General features: G+C 61.3%; 13 protein-coding genes. 6 read left to right on the top strand and 7 right to left on the bottom strand.

All coding sequences use genetic code 11. From position 1 onward, the window contains the following. Positions 1-4 precede the first annotated feature (4 nt). Positions 5-943, top strand: a complete 939-nt coding sequence (locus FGF54_RS17105; protein WP_142780519.1) for an ABC transporter substrate-binding protein — start codon at positions 5-7, stop codon at positions 941-943. A 125-nt stretch (positions 944-1,068) separates the two neighbouring features. Beyond that, positions 1,069-2,004, top strand: a complete 936-nt coding sequence (locus tag FGF54_RS17100; RefSeq protein WP_080819222.1) for an ABC transporter substrate-binding protein — start codon at positions 1,069-1,071, stop codon at positions 2,002-2,004. A gap of 67 nt (positions 2,005-2,071) precedes the next feature. On the opposite strand, the gene FGF54_RS17095 is transcribed toward FGF54_RS17100, so the two are convergent. Then, positions 2,072-2,995: a LysR substrate-binding domain-containing protein gene (locus tag FGF54_RS17095; protein ID WP_142780518.1), complete on the bottom strand. Its 924-nt coding sequence runs from the start codon at positions 2,993-2,995 to the stop codon at positions 2,072-2,074. Positions 2,996-3,108: 113 nt separating this feature from the next. On the opposite strand from FGF54_RS17095, the gene FGF54_RS17090 reads away from it, so the two are divergent. From FGF54_RS17090 to FGF54_RS17080, 3 genes are read left to right on the top strand one after another with little or no spacing between them, the layout of a single operon-like run. Beyond that, entirely contained in the window at positions 3,109-3,420 is a 312-nt protein-coding gene (locus tag FGF54_RS17090) for a (2Fe-2S)-binding protein (RefSeq protein ID WP_142780517.1), read from the top strand. Beyond that, positions 3,399-4,781: an NAD(P)/FAD-dependent oxidoreductase gene (locus tag FGF54_RS17085; protein ID WP_142780516.1), complete on the top strand. Its 1,383-nt coding sequence runs from the start codon at positions 3,399-3,401 to the stop codon at positions 4,779-4,781. Before FGF54_RS17090 ends, FGF54_RS17085 begins: the two co-directional genes overlap by 22 nt. Then, positions 4,774-5,925 carry an FAD-binding oxidoreductase gene (locus tag FGF54_RS17080; RefSeq protein WP_142780515.1) on the top strand — a complete coding sequence of 384 codons (1,152 nt, stop codon included), beginning with the start codon at positions 4,774-4,776 and terminating at the stop codon, positions 5,923-5,925. Before FGF54_RS17085 ends, FGF54_RS17080 begins: the two co-directional genes overlap by 8 nt. A 7-nt stretch (positions 5,926-5,932) precedes the next feature. Here the strand turns inward: FGF54_RS17080 and FGF54_RS17075 are convergent, their stop codons facing one another. Further along, complete coding sequence (locus tag FGF54_RS17075) at positions 5,933-7,258, bottom strand: FAD-binding oxidoreductase (RefSeq protein ID WP_078053492.1); 1,326 nt, start codon at positions 7,256-7,258, stop codon at positions 5,933-5,935. Between the two features lie 230 nt (positions 7,259-7,488). Between FGF54_RS17075 and FGF54_RS17070 the strand changes: the two genes are divergently transcribed. Then, positions 7,489-7,965 carry an Lrp/AsnC family transcriptional regulator gene (locus FGF54_RS17070; protein WP_003506856.1) on the top strand — a complete coding sequence of 159 codons (477 nt, stop codon included), beginning with the start codon at positions 7,489-7,491 and terminating at the stop codon, positions 7,963-7,965. 217 nt (positions 7,966-8,182) lie between these two features. Here FGF54_RS17070 and FGF54_RS17065 read toward each other — a convergent pair whose 3' ends face one another. From FGF54_RS17065 to FGF54_RS17045, 5 genes are all read right to left on the bottom strand, one after another. Then, positions 8,183-9,838 (bottom strand): ABC transporter ATP-binding protein, encoded by a 1,656-nt coding sequence (locus FGF54_RS17065; RefSeq protein ID WP_142780514.1) that lies wholly within the window; start codon positions 9,836-9,838, stop codon positions 8,183-8,185. Beyond that, a complete protein-coding gene (locus FGF54_RS17060) occupies positions 9,838-10,689 on the bottom strand; it encodes an ABC transporter permease (protein WP_003524665.1) in 852 nt (283 codons plus the stop codon). The genes FGF54_RS17065 and FGF54_RS17060 overlap by 1 nt, the downstream gene beginning before the upstream one ends. Then, positions 10,689-11,639, bottom strand: coding sequence for an ABC transporter permease (locus tag FGF54_RS17055; protein WP_003524664.1), 951 nt, complete (start codon positions 11,637-11,639; stop codon positions 10,689-10,691). Before FGF54_RS17055 ends, FGF54_RS17060 begins: the two co-directional genes overlap by 1 nt. A 92-nt stretch (positions 11,640-11,731) precedes the next feature. Then, positions 11,732-13,342, bottom strand: a complete 1,611-nt coding sequence (locus tag FGF54_RS17050) for an ABC transporter substrate-binding protein (RefSeq protein ID WP_003524663.1) — start codon at positions 13,340-13,342, stop codon at positions 11,732-11,734. A 93-nt stretch (positions 13,343-13,435) separates the two neighbouring features. After that, positions 13,436-14,149, bottom strand: a complete 714-nt coding sequence (locus FGF54_RS17045) for an HAD-IA family hydrolase (RefSeq protein WP_142780513.1) — start codon at positions 14,147-14,149, stop codon at positions 13,436-13,438. Positions 14,150-14,402: the final 253 nt, after the last annotated feature.

The following is a 14,402-nucleotide window of genomic DNA, read 5'->3' as shown; positions in this document are numbered from 1 at the left end:
TCACATGGCATTTTCATCGAAATTATTGTCCCTGCTTGCCGGCGGTCTTTTCACCGCCACCGCTGCGCTCATCCCGGCCGCACATGCGCAGGAGGTTGACCTGTCGCCCGAGCAGAAGGGACGGGTGCGCGCCGAAAAAGTGGAAGAGGCAATCAAGCTTCTGCCCGCCGGCCACAAGTTCATTGCCGACGGAAAGCTGACGGTCGCGACCGTTCCCTTCCGCCTGCCGCTGGTGGATTATGCGAGCGACACAAAAACGCCGATCGGCGTGGAGCCGGATATCGCCCAGCTGGTCGCCGACAGCCTTGGCCTTGAGCTGCAGCTTGTGCCCATCGCTTGGGCGGACTGGCCGCTCGGTCTTGCATCCGGCAAATATGACGCCGTTACTTCCAACATCACGGTGACGGAAGCCCGCAAGGAAAAGTTCGATTTTTCCAGCTACCGCAACGATCTGCTCGGCTTCTACGTCGGCAATAACAGCAAGGTCACGTCCATCGGCAAGCCGGAGGATGTCGCAGGGCTGAAGGTCATCGTCGGGGCCGCCACCAATCAGGAGCAGATCCTGCTGAAATGGATCAAGGACAACAAGGCGAAGGGGCTGGCCGATACCGAGGTGCAATATTATGACGATCAGGCCGTGCTTGACGTCGCCCTGCAATCCGGCCGCGCGGATGCCTATCTCGGCCCCAACGCGACCTCTGCCTTCCAGGCGGCAAGCCAGAAGAAGACGAAGCTTGTCGGCACCTTCTCCGGCGGCTGGCCGGAAGCGGCCGAGATCGCCGTCGCTTCGAAAAAGGACGCAGGCATAGCCGAGGCCATCACCGCCGCGCTGAACGCCCAGATCAAGAACGGCAATTACGGCAAGGTTCTCGCTCGCTGGAATCTCGGTTCCGAAGCCATCACCGAATCCCACACCAATCCGCCCGGCCTGCCCAAGAGCTGAGGCCAGATTTTCGAAAAAGCTGAGTTGAAGGTAGGACATCACTCAGCCGGTAGCGCGGGCATCCTCCCGTCCGCGCTACCTCCGTCCCGCAGTCATTCTATCGGGCATTCTATCGGGAAACCACAATGACCTTCACCTCTCGTCTCGCCACGGCCACGCTCGGCGTCGTTCTCTCCATCGTCGGTCTTGGGTCGGCTTTCGCAACCGATGTCTTCGACCTGTCGCCGGATCAGCCCGGCCGCATCCGGGTTGAGAAAGACCCCGGCGCAATTGCCGCCGTTCCGAAGGATTTCAAATTCGTCACACCGGGCAAACTCACCGTCGCGGTCGCACCCGGCGGACCGCCGCTCGCAACCTATGCGACGGATGCAAAAACGGTGGTCGGCGCAGATCCCGATTATGCGCTTGCGGTGGCCGACAGCCTCGGCTTGGAGCTGGAACTGGTGGCGGTCGCCTGGGCGGACTGGCCGCTGGGGCTCGCCTCCGGCAAATACGATGCGGTGATCTCGAATGTGGGCGTTACAGAGCAGCGCAAGGAGAAGTTCGATTTCTCCACCTATCGTCAGGGCCTGCACGGATTTTTCGTCAAGGCAGACAGCGGCATAACCGCCATCCGCGAGCCGAAGGACGCGGCCGGCCTGAGGATCATCGTCGGCGCCGGCACAAATCAGGAGCGCATTCTGCTGAAATGGAGCGACGAAAACGTCGCCGCCGGATTGAAGCCGATCGAGCTGCAATATTACGATGATGAAGCGACCCGGCTTGTGGCGCTTTCAGCGGGGCGGGCGGATGTGATCGTCCAGCCGCATGCGCAGCTGGTCTTCATCGCCGCGCGCGACAAGACCATCAAGCGTGTCGGAACACTCTCGGCCGGCTGGCCGGAGCGGTCCGATGTCGCCATCACCACCCGCAAGGGATCGGGACTGGCCGATGCGCTGACGCTTGCCACCAACGATCTGATCAAGAGCGGCGCTTACGCGAAGATTCTGGATCGTTGGCAGCTATCGGAGGAAGCCCTGCCGGAATCGCGGACCAACCCGCCCGGCCTGCCGAAAAGCTGATCGTTCGAACACATGCGGCGGACTGCAATACCCGCAGGCTCAGGCCTTGCGGGTATTGTTTTGTCCGTCAATTCTGGGCGGGAAGGGCGCGAACGAGCTTTCGCAATTCACCGACGAAGGGTTTGAAGAAGCGCGAGAGCGGCCGGGCCGTGTTGGTGGAAACGGCGACATTCATCGTTACTTCAGGCATGAACGGGCGCACCGTCACCCCCTCGAAACTGTTCCAGCGCACCAGGCCGTCGACAAGGGCGATGCCGATGCCGCCGCGTACCAGCGGTACCGCGCCGACCGATGAGGTGACCTGCACCGAGATATCCCGCATAAGCCCGTCGCGTTCGAAGGCTTCATTGAGCTGCGGGCCGATCTCGTCCGCATGGTTGCCATAGGAAATCAGCGGCCTGCCGGCGAGGTCGCGGGGCGTCACCGTCATCATTTCGGCGAGAGCATCATCATGCCGCATCACCGCCACGACCGGTACGGAGGCGAGAATTTCGCTGCGCACCGTCGGCGCCTGAATGGTGGAGAGCGTTACCGCAAAATCGATGTCACCCAGCAGCAATTGCTCGGCAATCTCTTTTTTGGGCAAGGCATTGAGGTGGATTTTGACGGTCGGATGCGCCTGCCGGAAGGCAAGCAGCGCCTCGGGTAGCACGGAATAGGTGACCGGCAGGCTGGCCCCGATGCGCAGAAGGCCAAGCTTGCGCTCGCCGATGGTGCGCGTCAGCTTTTTCAGAACCTCAAGTTCGCGAAAAACCCGATCGGCATCCTCATAGATCAGATGCGCTTCCATCGTCGGCACCAGCCGCCCGCCAATGCGCTCGAACAGCTTGTAACCCAGCTGGCTTTCCAGATGGTGCAGCACCTTGCTGACGCCGGGCTGGGAAACGGCAAGCGAATTGGCGGCCGCCGTCACGGAGCCGTCGCGCATGATGGCGCGGAAAATTTCAAGCTGTCGGGCGTTCATGGAAACCTCCGGCGTCATCTCTTCCATAACCCAAGGTTCTGTTCAAGCGACCATTTGCGATTGGCGGCAAACCTTCTGCCGTGGAAATCTGTGAGGGTGCAGGAGAGGTGCCTGCGAAGGTTTCGGGAAAGGAAACGCGGATGCTGGCCAGACTCAGGCGCATTGCCGAAGAGCGACGCGCGGCTTGTCCTGTCCTGATCGACGGCATGCCGGTCGAGGCGCTGGAGGGCGACACAGTGCTGACGGCGCTGATGCTCTCGCGCGGCTTTGCCCGTTTGTCCGAGTTCGCCGATGGCGAGCGGGCGGGGTTTTGTCTGATGGGCGCCTGTCAGGATTGCTGGGTCTGGACGGGTGAAGGCGAGCGGCTGCGCGCCTGTTCCACCGCCGTACTCCCGGGCATGGATATCAGAACCGAGGTTCCGGAGGGGTTATGGCCGATTTACGCGTCGTGATCGTGGGCGCCGGCCCCGCCGGTACACGTGCCGCCGAGATGCTGGTGCGGGCGGGGCTCCGCCCCGTCGTCATCGATGAGGGAGATCGCAGCGGCGGCCAGATTTATCGCCGCCAGCCGCAAAATTTCCGGCGTTCCTATGCGGCCCTTTACGGCACGGAAGCGGGCAAGGCGAAGGCTTTGCACGAGACATTCGACGGGCTTTCTGACCACATCGATTACCGCCCGCAGACCCTGGCATGGGCAATCCGCGACGATCGCATTCATATTCAGCGCGCCGAGACATCCGAAGCTCTGGATTTCGATGCCCTTATCATCGCATCGGGTGCGACCGACCGCATCATGCCTTTGCCGGGCTGGACGAGGCCGGGATGTTTTTCGCTTGGCGCTGCGCAGATATCCCTGAAAGCGCAAGCCTGTGCGATAGGTCGGCGGGTGGTTTTCATGGGCACCGGGCCGCTGCTTTATCTCGTGGCCTATCAATATATGAAGGCAGGCGCGGCGCCCGTGGCGGTGCTGGATACCACACCGTTTTCCACGCAGATCAAGGGTCTGCCGGGGATGATGGCGCGACCGTCGCAGCTCCTCAAGGGCATGCGGCTCGTTGGGGCCCTGCTGGCTGGCGGGGTGAGGATCGAGCGGGGTATCGTGCCGTTCGAGATTCTCGGTGACGCCGAGAGCGGCGTGACCGGTATCCGCTACCGGGATGCGTCCGGTGAGGAAACACGCCTCGCCTGCGATGCGGTCGGTATGGGCTATCATCTACGGGCGGAAAGCCAGCTTGCCGATCTTGCCGGTTGTCGCTTCTCCTTTCATCCGCTGATCCGGCAATGGTTGCCGGATGTGGACGATATGGGGCGCAGTTCGGTGCCGAATGTCTATCTGGCAGGCGATGGCGTGCGTATTCTCGGTGCAGATGGTGCGGAAGCCTCCGGGCGGCTTGCCGCCTTCGCGCTTCTTGAGGATCAGGGTTTGAAGCCATCACGCACGGAGATCGGCCGCTGCCGGAAGCAATTGAGAGCTGCGAGGCGCTTTGCGCAGGGAATGGCTCGAGCCTTCCCCTGGCCGCACCAGTTGGCGCAGGCGCTTGCTGACGACACGATCATCTGCCGCTGCGAGGTTGTGACGGCGGGAGAGCTGCGCGCGAGCGTCACCGGCAAGGGCGCAACGGAAGTCAATCGCTCGAAAGCTTTCTCGCGGGCTGGCATGGGCCGGTGCCAGGGGCGGTTCTGCGGGCAGGCGGGACAGGAGATTGTCGCCGCCGCCTGTGGTCTGCCGGTGGAATCGGCGGGACGGCTGCGCGGGCAGGCGCCCGTAAAACCGTTGCCGCTGGCGATTGCGAGGGGAGACGATAATGCGTAACGCGCTTGCGGAGGCGGATGTCATTATTGTCGGCGGCGGCATTGTCGGAACCGCCACGGCGTTTTTCCTGCGGCAACGGGGCGTCAGCGTCATTCTGCTGGAGCGTTTCCTTGTGGGTCAACAGGCGAGCGGCACCAATTTCGGCAATGTCCGCCGTCAGGGCCGTTACCTCGGGCAGCTTCCGCTCGCCAACAGATCGCGGGATATCTGGAGCCGCATCCCGCAACTGACCGGTGCGGATGTGGAATTCATGCCCGTCGGCCATATCCGGTTTCTCTGGGCGGAAGAACAGATTGCCACGGTCGAGAAATACCGCGACGATGCCGCGCAATATGGTCTGGAACTGCATGTCCTCCCGCGCGAGGTCATCCGGCAGAAATTCCCTTTCATCGGACCGGAAGCGGTTGCCGGATCATGGTCGCCGCATGATGGTCACGCCAATCCGCGCCTCGTTGCGCCCGCCTTTGCCCGTGCGGCGCGGCGGGATGGCGCAACGATCGTAGAAAATTGCGAGGTTCTGGCCATCGAAAAGGCCGGTGAGGATTTCCGGGTGACGACGGAGGAAGGGGATTATCGCGCGCCCGTGGTGCTGGTCGCCAGCGGTGCATGGGGCGGCGGGTTTGCCGGCGCTTTGGGGGAAGCGGTGCCGCTGGAAGTGGCCGGCCCGCAAATGGGCGTGACGGAACCCTTGCCATGGTTCATTCACCCGGTCGTTGGCGTCTCCACCAAAATTCCCGGCGAAGTGATCTATATGCGGCAAATCCCGCGCGGAAATGTCATTTTCGGTGGGGTGAAACGATGCGCCGCCGCGCTGGACGAACGCCGGGCGAAATACGATCCCGCCGGGCTCGATGCCCAGCTGCGTCAGCTTCTGCGGCTGGCACCCGCCTTGCGCCATGCCCGGCTGATCCGCACCTGGTCCGGCGTGGAGGGCTATATGGCCGACGACCTGCCTGTCATGGGAGACAGTGCCGCAACCTCCGGCCTCTATTACGCTTTCGGTTTCAGCGGCCACGGTTTCCAGATCGGCCCGGGTGTCGGCGACGTGATGGCGGAGCTGATAGCGACCGGAAAGACCACGACGCCGATTGCGGATTTTCACATCGGCCGTTTCCGTCGTGGTCAGCCTGCCGCATCCCATTAAGGGAGGGTCAGAAATCCGCGACCTTGCCCCAGGACGAATTCAGGAATCGGCTGGGGTGATAGGGGGCGGCATCGACGATCGGGTTCGAGCCCGTCACGATATCGGCGATCAGATGGCCGGCGCCCGGCCCTATACCGAAACCGTGGCCGCTGAAACCGGCGGCGAGAATGAAGCCGGGCAATTCGCTGGTTTCGCCAATGGCGGGCACGCCATCGGGCGTGCTGTCGATGAAACCGGCCCAGGCGGCGGAAATCTGCGTTTTGCCGAGGGCGGGCAGAAGCTCCAGCGCCCTTCTATGGGTCTCGCGGATGGCGGCGGCATTGGGTTTCGGGTCGAGGATACGAACCCGTTCCATCGGTGTCGGCGCATCGAGCCGCCAGCGTTTCAGCGTCTCGTGGCCGCCGCGAATGCCTTCCAGCCCGCCCGGCCGCAGGCTTCGCCAGCGCTTGAGGAACATCGGGATGAATTCACGGGCAAACCGCATCTGCTGCGCCGTCGGGTCGATGCGCCCCAGCCCGCTGATGGCGAGCGTGTAACCGCCGTCTTTTCTCTTCGTTGCCGAAACGGCGGCGGTGTGCAGCGCATCTGGCAGCCCTTCCGCACCCGGTGTGACGGAGAGGATGGAAGAGCGGACGGAGGCCTGCGGGAAACGAATGCCGAGCTGCCGGCAGAAGGACGACGCCCAGGCCCCGCCGGACATGATGGCGGTTTTGGTACGGATCGTGCCTTTTTCGGTGACGACGGCGCTGACCCGGCCGCCTTCTGTCTCAAGCCCGCGTGCGGCGCAATTCTGATGCACCGTGCCGCCCAGCTTGATGATGGCGCGCGCCACGGCGGGCGCCGCCATTGAAGGATCGGCCGTGCCGTCGGTCGGCGAAAATACGCCGCCCTTCCAGCGCTTTCCCGTGGATCGGCCGCGTTCGCTCGCTTCATCGGCACTCAGCATATGGGTCGTCACCCCTGCGGTAATGGCAAAGTCGCGCCAGCGCGCCCAGCCGGCAAGTTCGGCCTCATTGTCGCTTAGGTAAAACAGCCCGCAGCGGCGAAAACCCGTGTCCTCGCCGCTCTCTGCGCCAAACTCTTCCCAGAGCGCCAGGCTCTTGGTGGAAATCGGCAATTCGCGGGCGTCGCGGTTCTGCTGGCGGCACCAGCCCCAGTTGCGGCTGGATTGCTCGGCCCCGATCAGGCCTTTCTCGACCAGCGCCACTTTCAGGCCGCGCCGGGCAAGATAATAGGCGGCGAAGACACCGACGATGCCGCCGCCGATAATGACGGCGTCTGCGGATGTGGGCAGTTCCGGCGATGTCGTGATCTGTTGCAGCGGGGCGGGCATGGTCGGACTCCTTGTATTCGTCCTAATTTACCTCAGCCGGCGTGTAAACGCTGCCAGACTGGGCCTCTTGCCGGAATCTCCTGCTGTTGGGCGACGCCTCTGCAACTCTTTATGCTGCATCAAAAAAATATCCCCACGTCGACAGGGCTCGCCCATGTGGTAAGATTTCCTTTGCCGCGCCAGAATTTTATGCCGCGTGTTCAAAAAACAAAAAAGGGGTTCCGCACGTGATGAAACTTGACCGGATCGATATCAAGATCCTCTACGAATTGCAGAAAAACGGTCGCATCACCAATGTCGAGCTGGCGGAGCTTGTCAATCTGTCGCCAAGCCCCTGCCTGATGCGGGTGAAGAAGCTGCAGGCGGAAGGTTATATCGAGGGTTATTCGGCGCAGATCAACATCAACAAGCTCGGCCAGACGCTGACGGTGTTTACGGAAATCACGCTCAAGAACCATCGCCAGATCGATTTCGCCCGCTTCCTCGGCGTTGTCGAAAAGATCGACCAGGTGGTGGAATGCCACCTCGTTTCGGGCGGTTACGACTACCTGCTGAAATTCGTCACCTCTGGCATCGTCGAATATCAGTCGATCATGGAGCGGCTGACCGATATGGACGTGGGCATCGACAAATATTTCAGCTTCGTGGTGCTGAAATCGCCGATCATCAAGTCGCATATGCCGCTGACCAGCCTGTTTCCGCTGTGAGGTGGAGGGAGCGCCTCAGACATCCGCAGAACCGATGGATTTGGCACGGGCGTTGCATTCACATTCCGTCACCCCGGACTTGATCCGGGGTCCAGCGCGATCAAGTCTTTGATCGCATGAGACTCATTTCACGACGCAGACGCGTCGTGGCTGGATGCCGGATCTAGTCCGGCATGACGGAGGAGAGGTTCTCTTACCTGTTTGGCATTGGTCCAGCTCACCTTTTCGAAAACGCCCGCACCAGTTCCGCATCCTGCTGGAGATTGTCGAGCCATGTCGGGTCGAGTTTCGGCACGGAGGAGAACAGCAGTTTCGAATAGGGGTGGGATGGCGCTTTGATCGCTTCGGTTTCCAGATGCTCCACCTTCTGCCCGCCATACATCACGACAATCTCGTCGCAGATGGTCTCCACCACCGAAAGATCGTGGCTGATGAAGATGTAGGAGAGGTTCAACTCCCGCTGCAGTTCTCCGAGAAGATCGATGATCGCGGCCGCCACCACGGTATCGAGCGCCGAGGTGATTTCATCGCAGATGATGAGCGAGGGTTCGGCGGCTAGTGCGCGGGCGAAATTGACGCGTTGCTTCTGCCCGCCGGAAAGGCCGGAGGGGTGGCGGTGACGCACCGAGCGCGGCAGCTTCACCATATCGAGAAGCTCATCGATCCGGGCGTCGCGCGCCTTGCCCTTCATGCCGTGATAGAAGGTCAGCGGCCGGCCGAGAATATCCTCGATGGGTTTCGACGGGTTGAGTGCGGTATCGGCATATTGGAACACGATCTGCATCCGGCGTAGCTGGTCGCCGGTTCGACGCCGTGCATCCGCATCCAGTTCTCGGCCTTCGAAGATGACATGGCCGCCGGCCGCCGGCAGAATGCCGGCAATGGCGCGTGCCAGCGTCGATTTTCCGCAACCGGATTCGCCGATGATGCCGAGATTACGACCGGGATAGACCGAAAGGCTGACGCTATCCACCGCACGCACCAGCGGCATCTTGTCTTCGCCCTTCGTTCCGTAACCGGCGATCAGCTTTTCGATATCCAGCAGCGGCGTTGCCTGCTCCTGTTTGGCGGGTGTGATGACACGCGCCTTGTCGTGAAAGGCCGTCAGCAGTTCCTTCGTGTAGGGATGCTGGGCATTTTCGAGGATATCCGTGGTCGTGCCGGTTTCCTGAACCTCGCCGCCTTTCAGTACAACGATCCGGTCGGCGATCTGGGCGACGACGGCGAGATCATGCGAAACATAAACGCCGCCGATGCCGTTCTTGCGCATTGCCGATTTGAAGGCGCGCAGCACCTCGATCTGGGTCGTGACGTCGAGCGCGGTGGTCGGCTCGTCGAAGATCACCAGCTTCGGGTTGCCGATCAGCGCCATTGCGGCGGAGAGGCGCTGAAGCTGGCCGCCGGACACCTGATGCGGGTAACGCTCGCCGATGGTCTCGGGGTTGGGCAGCGATAGCGCCTTGAAAAGTTCCACCGCCCGCGTGCGTGCTTCCTGCGGCGGCATCAGATGGTGGATGCGGGTGACTTCGATGACCTGATCGATGATCTTTTGCGCCGGGTTGAAGGCGGCGGCGGCGCTTTGCGGCACATAGGCCACTTTTGTGCCGCGGACTTTGGCGCGTTCAGCCTCGGAAAGCTGCACCATGTCCTGGCTCGCCACCTTGACGCTGCCGCCGGAAATGCGGCAGCCTGGCCGGGCATAGCCCATCAGGGTCAGCGCGATGGTGGTCTTGCCGGAACCGCTTTCGCCGATCAGTGCGACGATTTCGCCATCGGCGATGTCGATGTCCACGCCCTTGATGATGTCGATACGGCGGCCGGAATCGGTGGTAGCCTCGACTTTCAGTCCACGGATTTCAACGAGATTGCTCATTATTCGCTCCTGTCGCGGATTTTCTGCGGCAGATTGTCGATCAGCAGGTTGACGCTGATCGTCAGGCTGGCAATGGCCAGCGACGGGAAGATGACGGCGGGGGCTGCAAACGGCAGGCCGCCGATGTTTTCACGCACCAGCGCGCCCCAGTCCGCATTCGGCGGCTGCAGGCCGAGGCCGAGGAAGGAAAGGCCCGACAGAAGCAGCACGATGAACACGAAGCGCACGCCAAGATCGGCCAACACGGGCCGGACGATGTTCGGCAGGATTTCAGAGCCGATGAGGTAGAACAGGCTTTCGCCGCGCACCCGGGCGACGGTGACGAAATCCATGGTGTTGACATTGACGGCGAGCGCCCGGGCGAAACGATAGGCGCCCGGAGTATAGATGACTGAGAGCGTGATGATCAGCACCGGAATGGAAGAGCCGACGGCGGCGACGACCACGAGGCCGAAAAGCTTGCTCGGAATGGAATTCACCGCATCGAGAAACCGGCTGAGCGCCGCATCGAACCAGCCGCCGATGACGGCGGCGCACATGCCGAGCACGACGCCGGAGGTGCAGGCGATGGTGACGGCGGCGAGCGATATGCCGACCGTGAAACGCGCGCCCATGAGAATGCGGGAAAACACGTCGCGGCCGAGATAATCGGAACCGAGCCAGAGATCGGAGGTCATCGGCCCGAAATAATCGAGATCGACGATTTCACCGACCGGATGCGGAATGAGATAGGGCGCGAAGATTGCGACCATGGCCCAGACAAAAATGACGAGAAAGCCGAAAACGCCGACTGCGTTGATCTTGTAACCCAAACGCGAGGTCCCCGAAGTTGTTTTGATATTGTCGGCCATCAGCGCAGCCTCGGATTGGACATGATGGCGATGATGTCCGCCGTCGTGATGAGGAGGAGATAACCGACGCAGAAGATCATCGCGCAGCTCTGGATCAGCGGCAGGTCGCGGGTCGCGACGCCATCGACCATCAGCTTGGCGATGCCGGGATAATTGAAGATCGTCTCGACGATGATGACGCCGCCGACGAGATAGGAAAGCGACAGCGCCACCGCATTGACGATGGGACCGAGCGCATTGGGAAGCGCATGGCGAAGCACGATGCGCATGCGCGGCGCGCCCTTCAAAAGCGCCATCTCCACATAGGGCGTATCGAGCGTCTCGATGACGGCGGCGCGGCTCATGCGGATCATCTGTGCGGAAACGACGAAGGTCAGCGTGATGACCGGCATGGCATAGACCCGCAGCACATCGAAAAGCGTGTGAACTTCGCTGACCAGCGACAGCGCCGGAAGCCATTTCAGATAGACGGCGAAAAGCAGCACGGCGAGTGTGGCGATCATGAATTCCGGCACCGAAATGACGCCGATGGTCAGCACGGTGACGGCCCGGTCATAAAGCGTTCCGCGCAGCATGGCGGAGCTGATGCCGAGGGTCAGCGCCAGCGGCACGGCGATGATGGTGGTAATGCCGGCAAGCTTCATGGAGTTGACGAAGCGTGGGCCGATAAGATCGGCAATCGCCATGTTGTTGGCGTAGGATGTGCCGAGTTCACCCTGCAGCAGGCCGAGAAGCCAGCGGACGAAACGCAGGAGGGCCGGATCGTCGAGATGCATGGCGGTGCGCAGGCCGGCCACGGCCTCCGGCGTCGCCGCTTGGCCAAGAAGAATCGTCGCCGTGTCGCCGGGCAGCAGGCTGGTGGCGGAAAAGACGATAAACGAGACGATCAGCAGCGTCGTCAGCATGACGACCAGCCGCCTGGCGATAAGGGATAATATCCGGCTGTTCATTCACATGCTCCTGCGACGTGCCTGATTGTGGAGGCTTTCCGCAATGACGGAAAGGCTGCCGGGCGCATTTTCGCGCCCGGCTCCATGGTCTATCAGGCTTCGAGCCAGACGTATTCCGCAAAGGCATAGCCCATCATGCCGCCGAGCGGATTGGCTTCCAGCCCCTTCAACTTGGAGGTGATGGCGTCGACGTTCGAAATATAGGCGGGAATGATGGTGCCGGCTTCGTCGGCGATCATCGTTTCCAGTTCGAAGTAGATCTGCTTGCGCTTGTCCATATCGAGCATGCCGCGTGCTTCGAGCATCAGCTTGTCGAATTTCGGCGACTTGTACTGGCTTTCGTTCCACGGTGCGTCGGAAGCGTAGAGCAGGGAGAACAGGATGTCCGGTGTCGGGCGCGGGTTGATGTTGCCGAAATGGACCGGCGCCTTAAGCCAGTAATTGCTCCAGTAACCGTCCGAAGGCACGCGCTGCACATCCAGCTTGACGCCGATTTCGGCGGCGGAAGCCTGGATGATCATCGCCATGTCGACGGAAGAGCTTGCCGCATCCGATGCGATGACCGGAATGGATTGGCCAATGAGGCCGGCCTTCTGGAAGTGGAACTTCGCCTTGTCAGGATCGAAGGCTTTCGGCTTGAGGTCGGGATTGTGATAGGGGTTCATCGGCGGAACCGGCTGGTCGTTGCCGACTTCACCCAGACCGCGCAGCGCCGCCTTGACGATCTGCTCGCGATTGACGATCGACTTCATGCCGGCGATGAAATCGGCATTGTTGCCCGGCGCCTGGTCAAGACGCATGTTGAGGTTGGTGTAGTTCCCCGATGTCGTCTTGGAAAGAACGACACCTTCCTGCTTGTCGAGCAGGCGAAGTGCACGCGGGTTGATCGAAGCCGCAAGCTGGATATCGCCGGAGAGAAGGGCGTTGACGCGAGCATTGTCGTCCGAAATCGCCATGAATTCGAAACTGTCAATGTGAGGGCCGCCGGACTTCCAGTAATTGGTGTTCTTGCTCATGATCGAACGCACGCCCGGCTCGAATTTTTCGAGCTTGAAAGCGCCAGTGCCGTTGCCCTTGGAGAAATCCGTGGTGCCGTCGGCAACGATCATGAAATGGTGCAGGGCCAGAATGGATGGCAGGTCGGCATTCGCGTTCGCGAGCGTGATTTCGACTGTGCTCTTGTCGAGAGCCTTGAAGCCGGTCATCTGCGCGGCAATCTTTGCGACCTTGGAACCGACGGCCGGATCAAGATGGCGCTTCAGCGAATAAACCACGTCGTCGGCCGTCAGAGCCTTGCCGTCGTGGAAGGTGACGCCGGAACGCAGCTTCACCGTCCAGGTTTTGGCGTCCTTCGTTTCGATAGCTTCGGCCAGCTCCAGCTGTGGTGTTCCGGAAACATCGAGGAAGCTCAAACGGTTATAGAGCGCGCAGCAACGGACATAATCCGTCGAAAGCGAGGCTTTTGCCGGATCGAGCGTATCGGCGGTGGAGGAGGACCAGCCGGCAGCTTTCAGCGTGCCGCCGGAAACCGGTGTTGCGGCCACGGCATTTGAAGCGCGGCCGAGGATGGCCGAACCGGCGGAAAGGGCGACGCCGCCCGCCAGCAGCATGTGAAGCAGCTCACGCCGCGTTGCGCCGCGTCGGATCGCCTGTTCAACGGCGGCATCGTCGGAGCGGGTCCAGTTTGTAATCCTGTCACTCATGGTCTTCCCCTTTTGTATGATTTGTTGAAATGCGTCAGAAGAAATTTCCGGCATGCCGCATCCCAGTTCGCGGCACGCCATTGTCGGGGCGGCTCAGCCGCCCGTCTGTTTCACTGCTTCGGCAAGGCCGGCCATGGAGGTGAAGTGGTAGTCCGGCTCGGTAAAGTTTTCCGGCTCGATCGTACCGCCATATCCTTTCTGGGCGTGGCGACGCTCGATCCAGCAATTTGTCATGCCCAGTTTCCGGGAAATGCCGATATCGTGGTACTGGCTTTGTGCGACGTGCAGAATGTCGTCCTTCGACGCGCCCTCGCTTTCCACAAAGGCAAAGACCTTTTCGAAGAAGGCGGGATCGGGTTTTTCGGTGCCGGTGTCATCCGCCGTGAAAGCGGCATGAAAGGGATTGCCGAGTTCCTTCGAGAAATATTCGAAGGCCCAGCGCTGGGCGTTGGTCATCGCGATGAGGCGATGCGTCTTGGCAAGCTCGGCCATGGCGGCGCGGCTGTCTTCAAAGCCTTTCCAGCTTTTTGCCGCATCGCGCAGGCGTTCACCGAATGCGCGTTCCGCCGGTAGGCCAAGTTCGGGAGCGATGATCAGGTATACGCGGACGAGGTCATCCGGAAACAGGTCGGTCGCGTCGGAATAACGGGCCGCGCGGTAAAGCGCGAGCGTCTTTTCACCATCGACCTCCACGCCGTTTTCCGCGCCGATTGCGGCCAGCGTCGATTTCAGGCCGCCTTCGAAATCGATGAGGGTCCCCACCACGTCGAAGCTCATATATTTGAAGTCGCTCAGTTTTTTGGGCAATGTCGGTCTCCGCTTTGCCGCCTCGGCCTCTTGGGGAGCCTGCGGCAGATTATTCTGTTCCCGGACGGGATCCTTGCCCCGTTCCCATTTGCGATTACGCCCTTTTTTATGGCGTTTAGTGCCGTTTGCATTAATAGTTTGGCACTTTCGGCACGCCGGATTCGCCGAAATGGATCGGCTCTTCGGCAGAATATTGCGAATATGCGGTGCATTGCGACATTTCGAGAGGGTGCCGCAACGCCACCCGGCTATC

The organism is Agrobacterium sp. T29, from assembly GCF_006970545.1.
GTDB classification, from domain to species: Bacteria; Pseudomonadota; Alphaproteobacteria; order Rhizobiales; family Rhizobiaceae; genus Agrobacterium; species Agrobacterium leguminum.
Note: the sequence above shows the minus strand (reverse complement) of the source record. Positions and strands in the feature narration are given on the sequence as shown.